Below are 19,079 nucleotides of genomic sequence, written 5' to 3'. Positions count from 1 at the left end.
TACCCGATCGAGGAATGACGATGGTAACGCCTGCCTACTGGTTCGAACGCGAAGAATTTCTCTCCCGCCTGTCCCGCGTGCAGGCCGAACTGAAGAGGAAGCAGCTCGACGGCCTCGTCGCCTTCCTGCCGGAAACCGTCACCTGGCTGACCGGCTATTTCACCCGCGCCTACGGCACGCTGCAATTCGCCATCATCCCGGCCGAGGGCGAACCGACCATGTTCTGCCGCGACGTCGAGGAATATTATCTCGACAGCACCTGCGTCTTTTCCGACCGGGTGATGTGGACGGATAGCGACGACCGCATGGCGGTGGCAGCCGGAGCCATCGAAAGTCGCATCGGCAAGACGGCCAGACTCGGCATCGAGCTCTCCGCCTGGCCACTGTCGGCCGGTCGCTACGAATACCTGAAATCCGCTCTCCCCGGCATCGTCTGGCAGGACGAGAGCCTGATGACGCCGCAGATGCGCCTCATCAAGTCACCCGCCGAAATCGCCTATCAGCGTCGCGCCGCAAGAGCTGCGGAAGCTGGCATGCAGGCCGCGATCGACTCGGCCGGCGTCGGCGTCACCGAGCGCGAAATGGCAGCCGAAGTGTGTGCCGCGATGATCCGTGCCGGCTCCGACCTGCCGGGTCCCGGCGTCATGTCCTCCGGTGAGCGCGCCTTCCATCTGCATGGTGGTTATTCCGATCGCGTGCTGGAGGCAGGCGACATTATCCAGATCGAGACGACCCCGAACGTCAAGCATTACCACGCCCGCTTCATGCGCCCTATCAGGGTCGGACCCGTACAGGACGACGACTACAAGGTCGTGGAGCAGTTAATCGCCATCCAAGATATGGCGATGCGCGAGGTGAAACCCGGTGTCTCGGCCAGCGTACCCGACGCCATCTACCGCAACGGCGTTCTTTCCGCCGGTCTACGCGAAACCTATACCAACAAGACCTTCTATTCGGTCGGCCTGCTGCTGCAACCGAACGGCGGTGAGCCGCTAGAAGCCGCCGCCGGCAGCAGCTGGACCTTCGAGCCCGGGCAGACCTTCCATACCTATGTGCTCGCCCGCGGCTTCGGCATGTCGGAGACGATAACCATCACCGGAACCGGCTACGAAAAGCTGACCAATTTCCCGCGCCAGCTCTTCGTCAAGTGAGGGCGGGAGGCGGCTACTCCCATAGGAAGGCGCCTGGTACGCAAGTGATCGGAAAGGAACTCACACCATGGCATCAATTAGCAGCAAACTCCATTGGGACACCTGACGGCACTGCGGCGAAGGCTGTGCGGTTTTTGTAGCTCGTAAGCGTGCCGTGGCCGGATCGCAAGTGGCCGCGCTGGATAATGCCGCTCCCGAAAGGCGTGGTATTATTATCTGCAACGCCTTGAAAGGATGCGAACCGCTGGTATGTCCGCTACTTAGCTAAGCCTTTGACACATTGGCTATTACGTAGCATGGGGCGAGCAGCCGCGGCAATTCACTGAAACTCCTAATTTCACTATCCAGTGAAATGGTGTGGTATCCTGAAATCAGTTGTCAATTTCACCGAAATAGCATATTTCACTCGCCAATGAAATCCTACAGACGAGTGAAAGAGATTGAATACGAGATAGCTGGCGCCCTGCGCCAGCAGCTAGAACGGATTCCGTCACTTGAAGTCGAGTCAATCAACAACGACTGGGACATGAGCAACAGCCGCTATATGCCGCTGGCGCGCCCTGATGTTCTCGCGCATGTCAAAATGGCAGACCGTACAGTTACGCTGGTCTGCGAGGTGAAAGAGCCAGCATACCCGCGTCAGGTCCGAAGCGCGATTGATCAGCTCTATGCCTATATAGCGAGATATCGGCTCCAAGAGGATGCCGATGTCGTTGTGCCCGTCGTCGCGGCCTCGTGGCTATCTCCCGAGTCCCGCGAGATCTGCGCCGAGGCGGGAATGAGCTGGCTCGATCTTGCCGGCAACTGCCGGATAGCCTTCGACGGCGTCTATATCGAGCGGGAAACAGCTGAGAAACCGAAGCCGGCGGCGCGCAACTACCGTGCCGTGTTCTCGCCGAAGGCGGGACAGGTACTGCGCACGCTTTTGCGCGATCCTACCCGAGCCTGGAAGGTCAATGATCTTGCCGGGGCCTCAGAAGTCAGCCTCGGCCATGTGAGCAATGTCCGATCGGCACTTCGCGATAGGGAGTGGGCAAAGGTCGATGATGAAGGCCTTCACCTGACCGCTCCGGACGCCTTGCTAGATGCCTGGCGCGACTCCTACGAGCCGGTCCGTGGTAAGCGGTCGTTCTGGTACAGTGTCCTCCATGGGCGCCAGTGGGAGGAGACGCTTCGCGAAGCGTTGGACCGGCCCCACATTGCAGGACACGCGATGCTTGGTGGTCTTTCGGCAGCGCAGTGGCTCGCTCCATATTTGCGCGGCAGCATGAAGACGCTTTATGCGGACCCGGTAGTCATGCCGGAACTGATCGAGGCGCTGAAGCTGAAGCCATCGAAGAGCGGCGCCAATGTCGAAGTCATCGAACCGGATGATCCGGCCATTCTGAAGGAGCGTGTCAAGATTCCCGGAGCGCCACCCGTATCTTCACCGGTCCTCACCTATCTTGACCTTTCGCATCTCGATGATCGAGGGCGCGAGGCTGCTGAACATCTGCGAGAAAAGTTGCTAAAATGGCATTAGCGCCTGATCCACAGTCCGCTGCCGACTACACCGACCGCGTCAGCGACGCAGTCAAATCCGCGCTCATGGAGATCGGGCAGATCCTTGGGAGCTTCGAGAGTAAATTCGCCGTTGTCGGCGGAGCGGTGCCGTGGCTGCTTCTGGAAGCCGACGACATGCAGCACGTCGGCACGATCGACATTGACCTGACGCTGGACGCGGAGGCGCTTGGCGACGGCGAATATGTGCGGTTGGTCGAAGCCCTCATGGGCCATGGTTACGCGCAGAGCGCGGAGCACCGGCGGTTCCAGCTGGTTCGCACAATTAACGTGGCCGATGGGGGGCTGCCCGTTGACGTCATTGTCGACTTCCTGATGCCGCGCGGTGCTGAGATCGAGAAGAACATACCACCTCTTTTGTCGGAATTCGCGGTGCAGCGCGCTTCAGGTGCGGAGCTCGCCGTGCGCTTTCATCAGCTGACGGCGATCGAAGGCGAGATGCCTGGCGGTGGGCATAATCGAGTGCAAATTGCCGTCGCCTCGATACCAGCGCTGCTTGCCATGAAGGGCCATGCACTCATGCGCCGCCACAAGCGCAAAGACGCCTATGACGTATACTATTGTATCCGCAACTACGACGGCGCTTGCGGAGGTCTGTCGTCCGCTGCTCGACATCGATGACGCCCTCGAAGGCTATATAGGAATCGCGGAGAAATTCGCAAAAAGGATATGATCGGACCGGTATGGGTGCGCCAGTTCGTCGAGGGAACGCCCCATATCGGCGAGCGCACGCCGGAGCAGTGGCAGACTGATGCTTTCGGCCAGGTACACGCTTGGATGACCGCGCTCGGGCTGACCAGATGAAAGTTGTCCGGCTGTCGCAGGCCCCAATCATCGAACTTCGTGCTTCATCACAGTAATCGGACGGGCTGCAAACTCGGGCCACATACGGTATGGCAGTTGATGAGAATCGAACCAACCGCCCTGCCTCTTTGGTCCGGAGTCGGGCCCAATGCAGACATACGCCCAATGGCGAGGTAACGCACAACCTGTGAATCAGGGGGCCTTATCTTAGAGCTACTGCGCAACTTACAATAGCGATGCGCAGTAGCAGGTTGAGGTATCTGGACCTAGCCAACCAAGCTGATCTTGTGGATGCTTGGGTGAGCGATCTGTTGCTTGCTATACGCGACTGACCTCAGGGTCGTAGGCGTATCGCTCGTGGATGATTTGCCGTCTATGTTGAACTGCGAGAGCAACTGGAACAATGCTTGCGCCTCGGAAGCGAGCTTGTGCGCAGCCGCTGTTGCCTGTTCCACCATGGCAGCGTTCTGCTGTGTCCCCTGATCCATCGAATTAACGGAGGTGTTGATCTCCTTTAGGCCCAGCGACTGCTCCCTGGACGCTTCTACAATAGCGCCCACGTTCCCATCTACCTGCTGGACCTGGACAACTATCTGTTCGAGCGCCTTGCCGGTCTCTCCAACAAGGGTCACGCCACTCTTCACATGGTCGTTTGACGTGTTGATTAGCGCTTTGATCTCCTTAGCGGCCTGGGCTGAGCGTTGCGCCAGTTCGCGTACTTCTTGTGCGACGACAGCGAATCCCTTTCCGGCCTCGCCTGCACGTGCAGCTTCAACACCAGCATTCAGCGCAAGAAGGTTCGTCTGGAAGGCGATCTCGTCGATCACCCCGATGATGTTGCCAATCTCGGTAGCGGAGGCCTCGATCTTACCCATCGCGTCGACTGCATTACGAACGACCCGCCCCGAGTGTTCGGCATTCTCCTTGGTCTGGCGCACGAGTTGACCTGCTTCCTGCGCACGATTGCTAGAATCTGCCACGGTAGTGGTGATTTCCTCCAGTGCCGCCGCGGTTTCTTCGACTGACGCCGCCTGCTGTTCCGTCCTTCGTGCAAGATCGTCAGACGCCGACCTTATCTCCTGGGCACCTGACGCTATGGCATTGGCGTTCTCGGCGACGTTTCGCATAGCAGCATTAAGCTTCTCGACAGCGTCGTTGAAGTCGGTGCGAAGCTGGTCGAGCGATGGAATGAAAGGCGTCGTGATTCGACGAGTTAGGTCACCGCTCGCCAGAGCCTGAAGCGCATCCGCAAGCTGCCTGACCGCCGCATCCGTCTGATCCGCGAGCGATTGGCGCTGCACCGCTTCCGTCTCCATCCTCGTGCGCTCCTGCGCCGCTCTTCGTGCCTCGTCATCGGCATCCTGAAGTGCTTTTGCAGCAATGGTATCACGCAACGCTGCGACAGCCCTCGCCAGCTTCCCGATCTCGTCGCGGCGACGCTCTAGGGAAGGATCGCCTTGAAGGTTACCGCCTGCCATCGACTTCAGAGATTCCTGCAGTTTGCTGAGTGGCGCAACGATCGAACGCCCCGTGAGCGCGGCGACACCAAGGGCCAAAACGACAGCAAGTCCCAGTGCCGTGACGGCAAGGGAACGGAAGCCACTTGCCGCCTCGCGTACCTCTGAACCAATCGACTTATTCAGAGCTTCCTGATAATCGATGAATTTGTTGATCGCGCCGAGCCAGTCAACGAAAAGCGGACGCGCCTGCTCAAGCAAAACGTTGCGAGCCACTTCACTATTGCCGTTCTCTTGAAGTTCGATGATTTCGGCAACCAAAGGATTGGTCTTGGACTGGATCGCGGCGATCTCCGCAAGAATGACTGTCTCCTCCGCGGCTCCCCCCGAGGCCATGATGTCCGACATCTTCTTCTCGTTTTCGGCGTAGGTGGCAGCTAGCTGATCAATGAGCGTGACTGCTGCGCGGCGTTCTTCTTCGGAGGTCACCAGTGTGACATCCCTAATGGCGATCGCACGATCGTGGACGCTGCCGCGGTAGTTGATCGCGTATCGCTGCTTAACGCTGTTGACGTCGTTTATAACTGCGAGGTCCTGGTCAATCTTGGAGACTTGCCTGGTCGAGTAAATCGTCAGACCGACCATCAATATGAGCAGGAAGGCAAAGCCTGCTGCCAGACGCCCTACGACGCCGAATGCTTTCAAGGATTTCATACATGTCCCCCAGAGAAAAGGCCGAAGGCGATCTTCGGCCAGCGTAGAGGGTGAACGAACTGGCTGTTCTTCAACGAAGGCTGCAACCGGCTGCGTTCATCTCCAAACGCTAATTTAGCCGGACTCTATTAAAAATGACCAAAGGAGGGAAACGATTTGGTAGTCCATCGCCTGGGTGAACAACGTTCTGCGGGATGAGATAATCTTCTATGAACCCATTCGTTCGATCTGCTCCACGCACATATCTTCGAAGCCATCACCGAGGGTATTCGCTCCTCCAATTGGTCCGAATCAGTCTATCCAAGTTGCCTGTCTCATGACCGCTTGTGGCGCAAGGCGGAAGACGCCTCGCGGTGCACAGCGGAGAAAATAACGCAGAAAATTTATGTGCCGCAAACGGCAAGAGAACACCGGTTAAGCCAACCGCGGAACGGGCGGTCATCCTTACCTTGTTGTGCAAAGCCGATGCCGAACGTTGAGGGCCACCGCAAGCGCTCGGCCCCCCAGGGCGAAGTCGTACTCATCGAGGACCACAGACTTTCATCGCCTTCTCGAACAAGAATGCCTCCGGGACCCATGCCAGGATGAATGACGATCGTGAACTCGAAAGGCCTTCCCGCGGGGACCGAGGGACCGAGTCCGTAAAATGGCGAACGGCCTTTGTCCGGAGCCATCAATACGGTGAGTCTCTGGGCAGCGCCTCGGAAGCCGATCCATAGCTTCGACCTCGATCCCTCATCGAAAGCAGTAAGCAGGGTCTGCTCGGTGCCAATGCCGTCTGTTGCCGCAGTTCCAGAAAACCTCAGGATGATGGGGCGACCAGCAGTAGCCAAAATGTCGGAAGGTGCTGGATGTCTGCCAGGGGGAAGAGCGCGCCAGTTTTCTGCGGGCGGGAGAGAAATGGGCCAGGATAAGCCCTCGCGCGCGACGCCGTCGGTATCAAGAACTTGGTAGCGGAGGCCGTTGTCATCAAGGGCCGCTTGCACGCAATGGAGATACTCGATGCCTTCAGGCATTCGGTGTCCAGTTCCTGCTCCTGCAGTGCAAACTTGAAGCACGCCTCGATGAACTTGGACGTCAAAAGCGAGGATGTGACTACAGAAGTATGCGAGTACGCCCGCCTCTACCAATGTGTCCCAAAAGGTCGGGCCGCATTCAGGCCCGACGTCACGCCCATAAGCTCCGGAAAAACCGTTGACTGAGAACACAGGATGATGGCCTACGACTATCTTGTGCTTGGCGTCCTTGTTCTGTCGAAGCACCTCTCTCAGCCAGCTTGTTTCGACATAGCCTTCGCCCCCGAGGTCAGTGCAGAGGGTGTGAACGAAAACTAAAAGCAGGTCATCGAGGCGGAGCCAGTAGGACAGTCCTTCTTGCCCTGGCGCTCCGTTTCGCGGCAAATGGCAGAGGGCTTCCGCGAAGATATCCTCGCTCATGCGGTCGTAGGTGGTGTGGTTGCTGGTCGCGTGCCATATGGGAATGGCGCGTTCAGCCACCCATCGCATCTCCACATCAAGCCAATAGCGCCATTGCGCTCGCAATTCATTTGGGTCCTGCGTATACCCGGCGACCTCATCTCCGGTGAAAAGGATGAACTGTGGCTGTGGGTCCAACCTCTGGATGACGTGATTCACCCTTTCAAATTGGCTTCGTGTGGCGCATCGGGAACGCCGGAACAAGCATCGCCATATACGACGAAACGATGGCCGTTGCCGGATGGTGTAAGCGATGTGATCGGTTGCGGAATTTCTGCCGTGTTTGCCATACGCAATCGTACTACGTTGCTGGCAGTCGAGACAATCCAAAGGCGAATGTCCCCAACGAGATAGGTCTTCACCGAAGCGTGGGCGCACGTCCGGTACTAGGCGCGAAGCGGCATTCAGGTCCGCGACGACCCGATGGAGGCGCTGTTCGCCTATACCGCTGTCACAAATTTTAGAGCAAAGGCTTCTTTAGTACTGACGTAGAGCCTGTAGTTCTCGGCAGTCCCTGTCTCTCGGGGAACCGCGCCGAGCTTAGTTGCAACGGCGATGGATGCAAAGTTTTCAGGATGGATGACGTGCACTGCCTCTGCCCATCCAAGTTCTTCGAAAGCCCATTTCAGGCATCTCGTGGCCGCCTCTGTAGCATACCCTCGTCCCCAGACTTCCCGACTGAATGCCCAGCCGATCTCCTGGCCAGGCCAATCTGGAGGAGACCAAGCGCCCGCTCGCCCCACCCAGCGACCTGTTGCCTTCTCGATCACGGAGAAGTTGCTGTACCCCTGAACGCTCCATGCCCCCGCAAAAAGGCAAAGGTTTCTCCACGCCTCAGCAGTATCGCGGCTGCCACCAATGAACCTAGTGGCTTCGGCATCTGACAGGAAAGTGGCCCAGGCAGCAAAATCAGAGCCAGAGGGCTGGCGCAAAAGCAGACGTTCTGTCTCTATCATTTCATCTGTCCGCAAATTTAGAGCAAGCCCATATCGTGGAGGCACGACAGTTCCATGACCGCTTCGCGGGCGCAACGCGGTCATAGCCTCGCTCTTGATAGGAATCGGATCGATGACCCAGCAGTTGCCGCCACCTTTTATGTTGTATCCGAAGGGCATCCACCCGCCCGCAGCGGGGGAGAGCAGATAGTGTCCGTCAAGTTGGTGTAATTTGGGGCGTGGGACCGGGCCGTCATGATCAGGCGGCTTTCGGTGTAATCTGAAGGGGCTTTTCCTCCTCGATTGTTGGTGTGTTGAGCTCTGCCATACCCTCGATCTGCATGTAGCGGTGCTGAAGCTGCCATTCGTCGTTGGCTTCGAGGAGCACCGCTCCGATCAGCCGGACAATGCTGTCCTCGTTGGGAAAGATGCCGACGACATCAGCGCGGCGTTTCACTTCCTTGTTCAAGCGCTCCAGAGGGTTCGTGCTGTGGAGCTTGGTGCGATGCTGGGACGGGAAGCCCATATAGGCGAGCACGTCAGCCTCTGCATCGTCCATGAATGTCCCAAGCTTCGGCCATCTGACGCGGAGTTGGTCGGCGACATGCCGTCAGGTCTGAACGGCTCCGTCATGGTCCGGCTGGATGAAGGCTTGGCGGACCGCAGCTGCCACCATGGTGTGCTGACCTTTGGGCACATAGGCAAGTGCATTGCGCATGGCGTGAACCCGGGGGCTGTTGAAGAAGTCAGCCTCACGTGATTCGATTCATTTTGGATTGATTCTCTGGGTGCACCGGGATGTTGGGACATAAGGAACGCGGTCAGCTCGAGCTGTTCATGACGGGTTCGCTTCGACAGCTCATCCCCGACGACTACATTCTCGCCAAAGTGGATCGTGTCCTCGACCTCACGTGGCTCAGGGCAGAGGTTTCGGATCTCTACTGTGAGCATAACGGACGACCTGGGATCGATCCGGAGGTCGCCGTCCGGCTAATGCTTGCGGGCTTCCTGCTCGGGATCGTTCACGATCGTCGCCTGATGCGGGAGGCACAGGTCAACCTCGGGATCAGGTGGTTTATTGGCTATGGCCTGCACGAGGCACTGCCTGATCATTCCTTTCTGACGCGGATACGGCAGAGACGGGGGGTGGAGCGCTTTCGAAGGATTTTCGAACGCACGGTGGAGGCCTGCATCGCAGCAAAGATCGCGAAGGGGGACGTGGTGCATGTCGATGCCTCACTCATTCGCGCGGATGTGAGCTGGGAAAGCCTTGCGGTGCGCCACGTTGAGGCGGTTGCCGAAGCGAACGAAGATGCTTCCGTCGCTGAACGCGATAGCCGCAAGACTGGGAAGTTCAAGAAGGTCTGCGTCACCGATCCCGATGCGACGATGGCGACGAGCGGGCGCAACCGTCGGCTCGAACCCTCCTTCAAGCAGCACGCCGTCGTCGATGACGTCTGTGGCGTGGTTCTCGACGTCGAGGTAACCACCGGCGAAATCAACGAAGGCCAGGTCATCATCGAGCGCATCGACGCGACCATTGAGACCACGGGCGTAGATGTCGAGATCGTCACGGCCGATGCAGGCTATGCCTATGCGAGGGTCTTCGGCGGGTTCGAGCGGCGGGGCATCAGCGCCGTCATCCCAACGAAGGCGGAGCCGATCCGCAGCCCAGTGCCGATGCGCCGATTTCGCTACGACGCAAAGAACGACACCCTAAAGTGCCCGCGTGGAAAGACCCTCAGACCGACCCGACCGGTCAAGCACGGTCGGTTCTTCTATTCCAAGGCAGCGGACTGCCGGGGATGCGGTCTGGCAAGGCTGTGCCTCTCGAAGGGGCGGGCAAACAAGGCCGTCGTTGTAGGGGACGATTACCCGGCGCTCCTGCGAGCCCGAAGACGCCGTGAGAAATGGACCGAGGAAGACCGGCGTCTGTACCAGCGGCATCGCTGGCGCTCAGAGGGGTTCCATGGCGAGGCGAAGAGCTGGCACGGACTCGCCCGCGCCGTTCGGCGCGGACTCTCCAACATGAAGATCCAATCCTACCTCACGGCCGCCGCCATCAACCTGAAGCGGCTCGCGGTAGCCTTTTTGCGACTGTTCTTGCTCGTGGCTTCACCCCAGGCAACCATTTGCGAGCTGAGGAACGCTTTCAGCCGCATTCTACTCCCGCAGACGTTCATTAACGCGCGAGGTGCTGCCTGATCAGCCATCGGCGACTTCTTCAACAGCCCCACCCGGCATCTCTGCCATGTCGCGCCGAGCACACGGGTGATGGCGGCCTTCAATCCCTGATGAGCATCGGAGATGACGAGCTTGACGCCGGTCAGCCCTCGGCGCACCAGATCACGCAGGAAGCTCGTCCAGAACGGTTCGGCTTCGGAAGGGCCGATATGCAGGCCGACGATTTCCCGCTTGCCGTCCGTGTCGACAGCCACCGCGATTATTGCCGCGACCGAAACGATGCGTCCGCCTTCGCGCATCTTCAGATAGGTCGCATCCAGCCAGAGATACGGCCAGGCGCCGGAAAGAGGACGTCTGAGAAAGGCGTTCACACGCTCGTCGATATCCTTGCACAGCTTGGAAACGGAGGATTTGGAGATACCGGTCATCCCCATGGCCTGCACCAGTTCATCGACCTTGCGGGTCGATACACCATTGATCCAGGCCTCTTGAATGACGGCCACCAGCGCTTTCTCCACTGTCTTCCTCGGCTCCAGAAAGCCGGGAAAATAGCTGCCGGAGCGCATCTTCGGGATCTTCAGGTTCAAGGTGCCGAGCCGCGTGTCGAGCGTCCGGTCACGATAACCATTGCGCCAGGTCTGGCGGCTTTCGCCACGCTCGTAGCGTCCAGCTCCGATCAGGCCGTCAACATCGGCCTCCATGATCATTTGCAGCACGCTTTCGGCAATCAATCGAAGAAAATCCGGATCGCCACTCTTCGCGGCAAGCTCGGCAAGAGGTAATCTGTCGTCGGTCATCGGGTCGTCCTTTCGGTCAGGTTGAAGTCTCGCAACTCCACCTTCTCCGACGGACCCGGTGCCCACCTGACGTCTCGCGGAAAACCAAAGAGAAATCTCAACCGCTTTCTCCACGAAAATCGCCCCCGAAATTACACCAGCTTCGCGGACGCTATCGGAGTGCATGATCGCTGTTGATAATAGTTAATAAAAAACCTATCTTGTCCCTATCACATCAGATGGAGGACCGCATGATCAGCGCCGATCTAGGAAAGCAGCTCGAAAGCTATATCCAGCAACTCGTCGATACAGGTCGCTATGGCTCCAAAAGCGAAGTCCTACGTGAAGGTGTGCGACTGGTCCAGGACCGCGAGACCCGGCTTGTCGCGCTGGATGCTTCCATCATGCGCGGCATTGCAGATGCGGACGCTGGACGGACGAAGCCGGCGCGCGATGTATTCGATCGTCTCGACGCCAAATACCGTGCGATGGCGGAAAAGGCCGAAAAATCTGCATGATCCTTGAGTTTTCCAGTGAGGCGGAAAACGACCTTGAGCAGATCGCCGATTATATCGCTCAAGACGATCCTCAACGCGCCCTGTCATTCGTCCGAGAGTTGCGGAGCAAGTGCGAGCGTCTCCTCGATGCTCCAAACAGCTTCGCCTTCGTCCCCCGGTTCGAGCACCATGGTATCCGTCGGCGAGTTCATGGCAACTACCTGATCTTCTACCGCGTTGAATCTGAGAAGGTGGTCATCATACATATCCTGCATGGTGCCACGGACTATGGCGCCATCCTGTTCGGCGACTAATTCAAATAGGTCGATCTGGCGCGACCTCGCGCAGAGAATCCCGGCATCCAATGATCGTTTTGCAGTTGAATGGGTTCGATCCCGCACCCCGTCGTGGAGTAGCGGTTCCAGCATTGTTATTCTTCAGGCCTTGGCAACGGGTGCCGCTCACGATGACCTGTTTTCGGGTGAAGCTGTCGTAGCCTCCGCCTTGAAGGGATCCGAACCGACGACCCTGGCTATGGATACTCTCGATTGATAGATCCTGCTTTCAAGCCTTGAACTTGGTCTGGTTTATGACGTTGGGCGGCCAACGACAATCCTAAGCTGCGACTGGGGTGTGTCTAATCCGGCGAAAGCTAACCTTTTGGCAACAGCGCGAGCACCTCCCACCAAAGTGATAACTGCACACCGTATTTCTTGACTCGGGAACTTCCTCTCGGCTAACGACAAAACATGATCTTTTGAATCATGTTTTGTCGTTAGCCGAGAGGGTTGATATGGGACTGGGGAGATTTAGGGTAAGCTTGCTGCGCAGTGGCGCGCTTATCATGTGTAGCCTGACGCTCGCGACAACGGCCTACGGACAGGCCGCGAGCGAAACCGCAACTGGAAGTGCGACAACATTAGAACCCATCGTTATCACTGGAAGCGGTGACGGCGTGAAAGGTGTTGCTGAGACGGAAGGGTACGTAGCGAAATCCGCGCGAACGGCCACCAAGACGAGCACTCCTGTTGCCGAGACAGCCCAACCCGTTTCCATCGTCAGCCGAAAGCAACTCGATGACCGGCAGCCCCAGAACGTCACTGAGGCGATCAGTTATATCCCCGGAGTTCGCGGCGGCCAGTTCGGCGCCGAGCCGCGTTTCGATTCGTTCAAGATACGCGGCATCGATCTCACCTATACCGGTGTGTTTCGTGACGGCTTGCGCCAGATCAGCAGTCCGAACGGCCTCTTCCGGATCGAACCTTACGGCGTCGAAGCGCTGACCGTTCTGCGGGGGCCCGCAGCCTCTATCTACGGCGCGAGCAGTTCGGGTGGCATTGTTGATATCATTTCCAAGCGACCCACCGAGGAGCAACTGCGGGAAGTGGAGCTGCAATACGGCTCATATGGTCGCAAGCAGGCGGCTTTCGACTTTTCGGGACCGGTCACCGATGACGGCGTACTGCTCTATCGGCTCACAGGTGTGGTCCGCGATGGCCGCAATGAGATCGAGGCCATCAAGGACGACCGGCTGATGATCGTGCCGGCACTCACCTGGCAGCCTGACGACGGCACAACATTCACCCTCCTCGGGGAATATATGGATTCCACGACCGGCGGCACGTGGGGTTACATCAACAACTATGGCCCCGGCGGAACATCGATCGGCGCAACACCCGTCTATGGCGGCGATGCTCGCTTCAACGATTTTGATCAGGAGCAGTGGCGGATTGGCTATGAACTGGAGCATGCGCTCGGCGATCACCTGACCCTCCACCACAAGCTGCGCTACTCGGAACTGTCCAACAGGCAGGAGTGGGTGTTTGAGGATTTCCCTGGCCTCAGCCTCGAGGACAACCGTGGTGTCGCAGCCGACACCTATCTCGAGACCGAGTTCGACACAGGCAACGCGCGGCACAGGCTGATTGGTGGGATCGACTACAGCTTCATGGAGTACGAGGCGCGCCAGGGCAGCGGTCCCGATCTCTTCACGGACACCTACACCTATGTGCCCACGCTCACTTACTACGAAAAGCAGAGGCAGAGCTCTATCGGCCTATACATCCAGGACCAGATAGAGATCGACGCCTGGCGCATTGGGATGGGCCTGCGCCATGATTGGCACTCAAGCGAATACACGCCTGGTGGAACCGCCTATTCCCGTGACGACAGCGAAACGACCGGCCGCGCATCCGTCGGCTATGTTACGCCTTGGAACATCATGCCCTATGTGAGCTATGGCACATCCTATGTAGCCAACCCAGGCGTCATCCTCAGTTTTGGCTCAGGTGCCTCTCAAGCGGAGCCGACGCGTGGAACGCAGTATGAGATTGGACTGAAGTATGAGATCCCGGATCACAACGTCCTGATCTCCACCGCCTTCTTTAACATCGACCAAGAGAATGCGTCGGTCTACGAGACGTCTTCGGGGGTCAATCTTCTGCGCCAACTCGACCTAAGGTCGCGCGGCGTGGAATTGGAGATCACCGCCACGCTCGACAATGGGCTGAGCTTGACCGGTGGCTACTCGTACAATGACGTGGAGATCACCAAGCTTACACCGGAGACGGTGGGGAACCAGCATAACTCCAGCCCCTACCACATGTTCTCGCTGTGGGCGGACTATGAGGTCCAGACAGGAGCTTTGGAGGGATTGGGCGTCGGTGCCGGTGTTCGCTATGTTGGCTCAAGTTTCGGGGACAACGTCCACACGCCGGTGCTCGAAAATGGCGCTCGTACCTTCGTCGACGCTGCCATTCGCTATGATCTTGGGAAGATCACCCCAGAAATGGAAGGCGTAAAGCTGCAGGTGAACGCGACCAACCTCCTGGACGAGATCAACCAGGTGTGCACCACCGGCTTCTGCTACTTTGATGAAGGGCGCAAGGTCATCGCCAGCATGCGATACCGCTTCTGATGGCGACCACGGGAGCAAGCCCGCACCTCCCTTCGCCGATAACGATCTTCTTCGTCATCGGCGGAGTCTACGTGGCGCAGAGTGTGATCGGCGGACTGACCATGCTGGGGCTTCCGGCCGTCCTGAGAGCCCAAGGTTTGCCGCTCGATCAGATCGGTCTTCTTTACCTCACGGTCCTGCCATGGGCGCTGAAGTTCTTATGGTCTCCGCAGGTCGAGAGATTTCGGCTGCCTTCGATCGGGCGCAACCGGTCTAACATCATCGTGCTCACCGGCAGTCTGATCGCTGCCGCGGGCATCGCAATAGTCGGGCTGCTTGAGCCCGCGCAGCTTCTTCCTGTCATATGCGTTTTGGCGTTTGTCGCATTGGTGGCCTCAACCGTCGACATCGCTTGCGACGGCTATGCAGTCGAACAGCTTGCAAAGCGGCATCACGGTTGGGGGAATGCTGCCCAGGTCGGCGGCTCCTATCTCGGCTCAGCCATTGGTGCAGGTTTGTTTCTTGTCCTCGTCAATGGGATTGGCTGGCAGTCGGCCTGCTTCGGAATGGCTGTCATGATCCTCTTACTCAGCCTGCCCTTCTCGCTAGGGCCGGCGGCGCGAGAAGTTGTGGCGCAGCGCGTCCACGTCCCCTCACTTGTTACAACTGTGAAGCGGCCGGAGATACGCCGCGGCCTAGTGACGACGGCGCTCTTCGTCGCGGCGCATAAGTGGGGGCTGTCAATGCTGGGAGCGTTCCTCATTGACCAAGGATTTGATCTTGCGACCATCGGGATCCTGAACGGCACAGGCAGCATGTTCATCGGTTTGGCGGGAGCGCTCGTTGGCGGTGCCTTGGTTCGGGCTTTCGGCTCCGGTGCGGTCATGGCGGGTTCGCTGGTTGTTCAAGCACTTCTGCTGCTCTTGCTCGCTTATGTCGGTCAAGGAGGGATGCTTCCGCCTGCAGCGATTCTTGCAACTGCGGTGGCCAGTTCCTCCGGCATAATGTCGATTGGCTTTGTCGCGCTCTATGCTCAGTTCATGGACTGGTCGGACCCCCGCCAGGCAGGGGTCGACTTCACCGTGTTTCAGTGCATGGACGGTCTCGTGAGCATTGTAGGCGGTTTGGGTACTGGATTGATTGCGGAGCACTTCGGCTATGTCAGCATCTTCGGTGGGGCGAGCACGCTCTGCGTTGCGGTAGCCGCTCCCATTTATCTGCTGTTAAGGAGGCAGGCATGAAGTCTAAAGCGGTCCTCTCCGACATCGACGCGCCACTGGCATTGGAGGGGCTGTTGCGGGGCTTCCGTGAATATGCCCATGTCTCCTCCAAGGACGGCAGGCATGTCGTGCGCCTGCGGTATGGGAAGGCGGAGCTGGCACTTTTGCCGGCGCAGATTGCCATCACAGCACAGGCAGAGGATGCGATCCGGCTTTCCTACGTAAAGATGGCTGTGGCCGAGCACTGGTCAAGCCATCCCCTTGGCAGCAGCCACAAGCTCGTTTGGGAGGGTGCAGACGCTGACGCCTCCAGGCCGCCGTTCTTTCAGACCATCGAAGTCCTGTCCTCGCGCCTGGTCACACGCAAGATGAAGCGTATCCGATTCCGCGGCGAGAGGTTTGCAGATTTCGCGGCGGGTGGCCTTCATGTGAGGCTTCTGTTCCCTCCGAAGGGAAGACATCCCCGGTGGCCGACAATTGCGGCGGACGGCCGAATTATCTGGCCCGACGGCGAAGACGCCTTGGTGGCTCGCGTCTACACGCTTCGCAGCATCGACGCTCAAACTGGAGAAGTCGAGGTAGACTTTGTCTTGCACGATTCCGGCGATATCGCTGCGCCCGGCACCGCATTTGCCGAACAAGCCCGTTGCGGCGACGTCATTGGCATTTTTGCACCTGGCGGCAACGAAATCCCGAACGCCAAGTCGATCCTTCTGTTAGGGGATGAAACCGCTCTTCCTGCGATGGCACGCATCGCCGAAGCGCTGCCCGCTACGTCAAGAGCGAAGGTCTTTGCAGAAGTCGAGAGCGTGGAGGACCACTACCAGTTCCCGGAAACTGACAATGTAGAGGTGCACTACCTCTACCGGTGCGAGCGACCAGAGGGAGCCACTGGTGCCTTGGCTGAAGTCCTTAATGAAGCTACGAGTCGGCGCAAAGATGAACTGCCGTTCATTTGGGCCGGGTGCGAGTTCAGCGATTATCTAACCATTCGGCACCTCGTCCGGGAGGAGCTCAATCTGCAGCGCAACCAATACAGCGCGGTCGCCTACTGGCGGAGACAAAAATCCTGATGTGAGAGGATATGAACCTTCGACATCCGTCGCTGAGAAACCAATGCTCTGATACTTCATCGAGATGGGCTTTCCTAGACCGACCGACCAACAGCCAAGGGTCAGCTGTACCACGCTCAAAGGGAAGAGCGGGCATCGCAGCAGAGCTGCTGATGTTTACAGTCGGCCCGAAGCATGCGCTTTTCTGATCCTCCCGGGCATCAGGTGCACCCGGAAGGGTTGTCGGGGAGAGACGACCCAGCAGCCGACTTTTCATCCTCGGCGGCTGACCGTTTCTGGCTGACCCGTCATCTCGAGGATCGACTGTCTGCAGGCAGCGAACGTCAACCCTTGGAGCGCTTTCACTGCGGATTGCAGATGTCCCTCACCGACTGCTTTACAGCCGCAAGGGAAAAGATGCGGTCAAGCCAGTCATCCCTGAAAATCAGCGGGCGAGCCTGGCGGATGGCGTGAAGAGCCCCGTCTGAAAATTTTCCCTCCGGAAAGGCTTCAAAGGCTATCCCGAGTTCGATCTTCAGGTGACCAAGCATGAAGTCACGCGCCGCATCAGCAGGAACACCCATTGAAACGGCCCGATCAGTCGCATCGCGAAGGGCAAGCGCCAAAGTTGCGCCCACTGTCTCTGATAGAGCTGGTTCGAGGATGGCAATGCTCTCCAGCGAGCAGCGATAGGCACGAGTAACGGGCGCATATATCGTGCGGGCAATCTCCTCGCACAGCAGATAGTGCTCCTCGGGTCCTTGGATTAATGCGCAGACGATTCCTTGAGGGCCGCTGATGCCACCAAAGAAGTCCTTCTGGGCATCTACGTCAGGCGTGAAATCGAACAAAGCGGGATGGCATGGATGGGTACAGAAATAGGTTATATCCGCGCGCTCCGGCATCTCCCCCGCATAAGGGGCAGCCGCATCAAGCACGATCACCGCGGCACCCGGTTTCAGATGATCGACGATGGCGTGGGAGATCTTCCCGATGAGGCGATCCGGCACGGCCAGAATGACGGCATCGGCGCCCGCCAAAGCCGTATTTTGATCCACGGTTTCGACGCCCACTTCCTCGCGCAGCCGACGACGTCCTTCGTCTGAAATCTCAACGTGCGAAACTGTAAAGGGGGACTGCTTCAGGTTCTTTGACAGGCGCACGCCCATCTTCCCGCCAGCTCCAAGCAGGGCGATATTGGTCATTGGTTTTCCTTTCCGTTGCATTTTGCGACGACGCTTGATGCTCATGCAGACGCAGGACCTTGATTGCCGTCGCGCTGTTGCACTGGCAGGAGACAGTTGATCCGGCATCATTCTGTTGTTGGCGGACCTGCCGCTATGGCGGTTTGACGTGTTCCATGTCAGGTTCACCTCACGACGATCCTAGAGGGCGAATTGTCCGCGCGAGTTTGTCTCGCAGCCGCCGGCCCCGTATTCCGTCGGCGACCATGGCCGCGAAAATGACCGTTCCCAGGATGATCGGCTGCATGTAAAGGTTGACCCCCGTGAAGACGAGGCCGAGTTTGGCGGTCTGGATCAACGTTGCCCCAGCAACAGCGCCGAGCGCAGTGCCGACACCCCCGAAAAGGCTCGCTCCACCCAAAACCGCCGCTGCAATGACATCGAACTCGCGACCCTGCCCGAACCCCACATCGAGGCGACCGATCTGCGAGATCATCACGAAGCCTGAGATCGCCGCGCACACCGAGGAGATGATGTAAGCCCTGGCTTCAATCAGCTCAACCGCCAAACCGGCTTTGCGCGCTGCCTCGCGATCATTGCCAAAGGCATAGATCTGACGACCGGCGCCTGTGTGACGCAACATGATGTGAATGGCCACGGCGGTGACGGCGAAGACAAGGATCGGCGTGGGAATCCCCAACACGTTCGACAATCCGAACGTCCGCATGCGCTCGGGAAAATCGAACTGGGTCGAACTGGTGAGCCAGGTCCCGAAGCCTCGGAAGACAAAGAGGCTCGCAAGGGTGACGATGAAGGGTACGACCCGAAGCACGACGATGAAGAAGGCATTGAGACCGCCAAGCCCCGCGCCGACGACCATGGCCACGACGAAACCAGCCTCAACCGGGAGCCCGAAGGAACGCATTGCCATGCCGGCAATCAGCGGCGCGAGGAACATCACCGACCCGACCGAAAGATCGATGCCCCCCGTGATCAACACGACGGTCATCCCAAGTGCCGCGATGCCGATGAAGGATGATTGCTTAATGATGTTGGCGAGGCTCTCTGGCTGCAGGAATTGTGGTGCCTGAACTCCAAACCACAAAAGGATCAGCACAAAGAACACGGCAGTCGAATGGCTGAGCGTGAAGCCGACCAGTCTTTTCATGATCCG

The 19,079-nt window shown here is 58.4% G+C and carries 15 protein-coding genes and 2 pseudogenes; 10 read left to right on the top strand and 7 right to left on the bottom strand.

The window, feature by feature from the left end:
* Positions 1–20 precede the first annotated feature (20 nt).
* The 4 genes from MUU54_RS20055 (at position 21) to MUU54_RS24665 (ending at position 3,515) form a co-directional block, all read left to right on the top strand.
* Positions 21–1,151 (top strand): M24 family metallopeptidase, encoded by a 1,131-nt coding sequence (locus MUU54_RS20055; protein ID WP_247245740.1) that lies wholly within the window; start codon positions 21–23, stop codon positions 1,149–1,151.
* A gap of 430 nt (positions 1,152–1,581) precedes the next feature.
* The gene (locus tag MUU54_RS20050; protein WP_247245739.1) at positions 1,582–2,673 is read left to right on the top strand and encodes a type IV toxin-antitoxin system AbiEi family antitoxin; all 1,092 of its coding nucleotides are present in this window, start codon (positions 1,582–1,584) and stop codon (positions 2,671–2,673) included.
* Positions 2,664–3,332 carry a nucleotidyl transferase AbiEii/AbiGii toxin family protein gene (locus MUU54_RS20045; protein WP_247245738.1) on the top strand — a complete coding sequence of 223 codons (669 nt, stop codon included), beginning with the start codon at positions 2,664–2,666 and terminating at the stop codon, positions 3,330–3,332. Before MUU54_RS20050 ends, MUU54_RS20045 begins: the two co-directional genes overlap by 10 nt.
* Positions 3,333–3,380: 48 nt before the next feature.
* Positions 3,381–3,515 (top strand): hypothetical protein, encoded by a 135-nt coding sequence (locus MUU54_RS24665; RefSeq protein WP_281433412.1) that lies wholly within the window; start codon positions 3,381–3,383, stop codon positions 3,513–3,515.
* A gap of 266 nt (positions 3,516–3,781) precedes the next feature.
* Here MUU54_RS24665 and MUU54_RS20040 read toward each other — a convergent pair whose 3' ends face one another.
* The 4 genes and pseudogenes from MUU54_RS20040 to MUU54_RS20025 all read right to left on the bottom strand — a co-directional run.
* The gene (locus tag MUU54_RS20040; RefSeq protein ID WP_247245737.1) at positions 3,782–5,686 is read right to left on the bottom strand and encodes a HAMP domain-containing methyl-accepting chemotaxis protein; all 1,905 of its coding nucleotides are present in this window, start codon (positions 5,684–5,686) and stop codon (positions 3,782–3,784) included.
* 383 nt (positions 5,687–6,069) lie between these two features.
* Positions 6,070–7,320 carry a metallophosphoesterase family protein gene (locus MUU54_RS20035; RefSeq protein ID WP_354532459.1) on the bottom strand — a complete coding sequence of 417 codons (1,251 nt, stop codon included), beginning with the start codon at positions 7,318–7,320 and terminating at the stop codon, positions 6,070–6,072.
* A 281-nt stretch (positions 7,321–7,601) separates the two neighbouring features.
* Positions 7,602–8,276, bottom strand: a complete 675-nt coding sequence (locus tag MUU54_RS20030; RefSeq protein ID WP_247245735.1) for a GNAT family N-acetyltransferase — start codon at positions 8,274–8,276, stop codon at positions 7,602–7,604.
* Between the two features lie 79 nt (positions 8,277–8,355).
* Positions 8,356–8,826 (bottom strand): annotated as a pseudogene (locus MUU54_RS20025) (transposase); the annotation flags it as partial.
* Between the two features lie 68 nt (positions 8,827–8,894).
* Here MUU54_RS20025 and MUU54_RS20020 point away from each other — a divergent pair.
* Positions 8,895–10,301 carry a transposase gene (locus tag MUU54_RS20020; RefSeq protein ID WP_247245734.1) on the top strand — a complete coding sequence of 469 codons (1,407 nt, stop codon included), beginning with the start codon at positions 8,895–8,897 and terminating at the stop codon, positions 10,299–10,301.
* A 17-nt stretch (positions 10,302–10,318) separates the two neighbouring features.
* Here the strand turns inward: MUU54_RS20020 and MUU54_RS20015 are convergent.
* A pseudogene (locus MUU54_RS20015) lies at positions 10,319–11,077 on the bottom strand (IS256 family transposase); the annotation flags it as partial.
* Positions 11,078–11,307: 230 nt separating this feature from the next.
* On the opposite strand from MUU54_RS20015, the gene MUU54_RS20010 reads away from it, so the two are divergent.
* From MUU54_RS20010 to MUU54_RS19990, 5 genes are all read left to right on the top strand, one after another.
* Positions 11,308–11,574 carry a type II toxin-antitoxin system ParD family antitoxin gene (locus MUU54_RS20010; RefSeq protein ID WP_247245733.1) on the top strand — a complete coding sequence of 89 codons (267 nt, stop codon included), beginning with the start codon at positions 11,308–11,310 and terminating at the stop codon, positions 11,572–11,574.
* A complete protein-coding gene (locus MUU54_RS20005) occupies positions 11,571–11,867 on the top strand; it encodes a type II toxin-antitoxin system RelE/ParE family toxin (RefSeq protein WP_247245732.1) in 297 nt (98 codons plus the stop codon). The genes MUU54_RS20010 and MUU54_RS20005 overlap by 4 nt, the downstream gene beginning before the upstream one ends.
* A 530-nt stretch (positions 11,868–12,397) precedes the next feature.
* Positions 12,398–14,470, top strand: coding sequence for a TonB-dependent siderophore receptor (locus tag MUU54_RS20000; RefSeq protein WP_281433411.1), 2,073 nt, complete (start codon positions 12,398–12,400; stop codon positions 14,468–14,470).
* A complete protein-coding gene (locus MUU54_RS19995) occupies positions 14,470–15,690 on the top strand; it encodes an MFS transporter (RefSeq protein WP_247245730.1) in 1,221 nt (406 codons plus the stop codon). Before MUU54_RS20000 ends, MUU54_RS19995 begins: the two co-directional genes overlap by 1 nt.
* Positions 15,687–16,742, top strand: coding sequence for a siderophore-interacting protein (locus MUU54_RS19990; RefSeq protein WP_247245729.1), 1,056 nt, complete (start codon positions 15,687–15,689; stop codon positions 16,740–16,742). The genes MUU54_RS19995 and MUU54_RS19990 overlap by 4 nt, the downstream gene beginning before the upstream one ends.
* 341 nt (positions 16,743–17,083) lie before the next feature.
* Here MUU54_RS19990 and MUU54_RS19985 read toward each other — a convergent pair whose 3' ends face one another.
* Complete coding sequence (locus MUU54_RS19985; RefSeq protein WP_247245792.1) at positions 17,084–17,926, bottom strand: phosphogluconate dehydrogenase C-terminal domain-containing protein; 843 nt, start codon at positions 17,924–17,926, stop codon at positions 17,084–17,086.
* Between the two features lie 169 nt (positions 17,927–18,095).
* Entirely contained in the window at positions 18,096–19,073 is a 978-nt protein-coding gene (locus MUU54_RS19980) for an ABC transporter permease (RefSeq protein ID WP_247245728.1), read from the bottom strand.
* Positions 19,074–19,079 lie beyond the last annotated feature (6 nt).

This window comes from Pseudorhizobium tarimense (assembly GCF_022968135.1).
GTDB classification, from domain to species: domain Bacteria; phylum Pseudomonadota; class Alphaproteobacteria; order Rhizobiales; family Rhizobiaceae; genus Neorhizobium; species Neorhizobium tarimense.
This window is presented reverse-complemented; position numbering and strand designations above follow the sequence as displayed.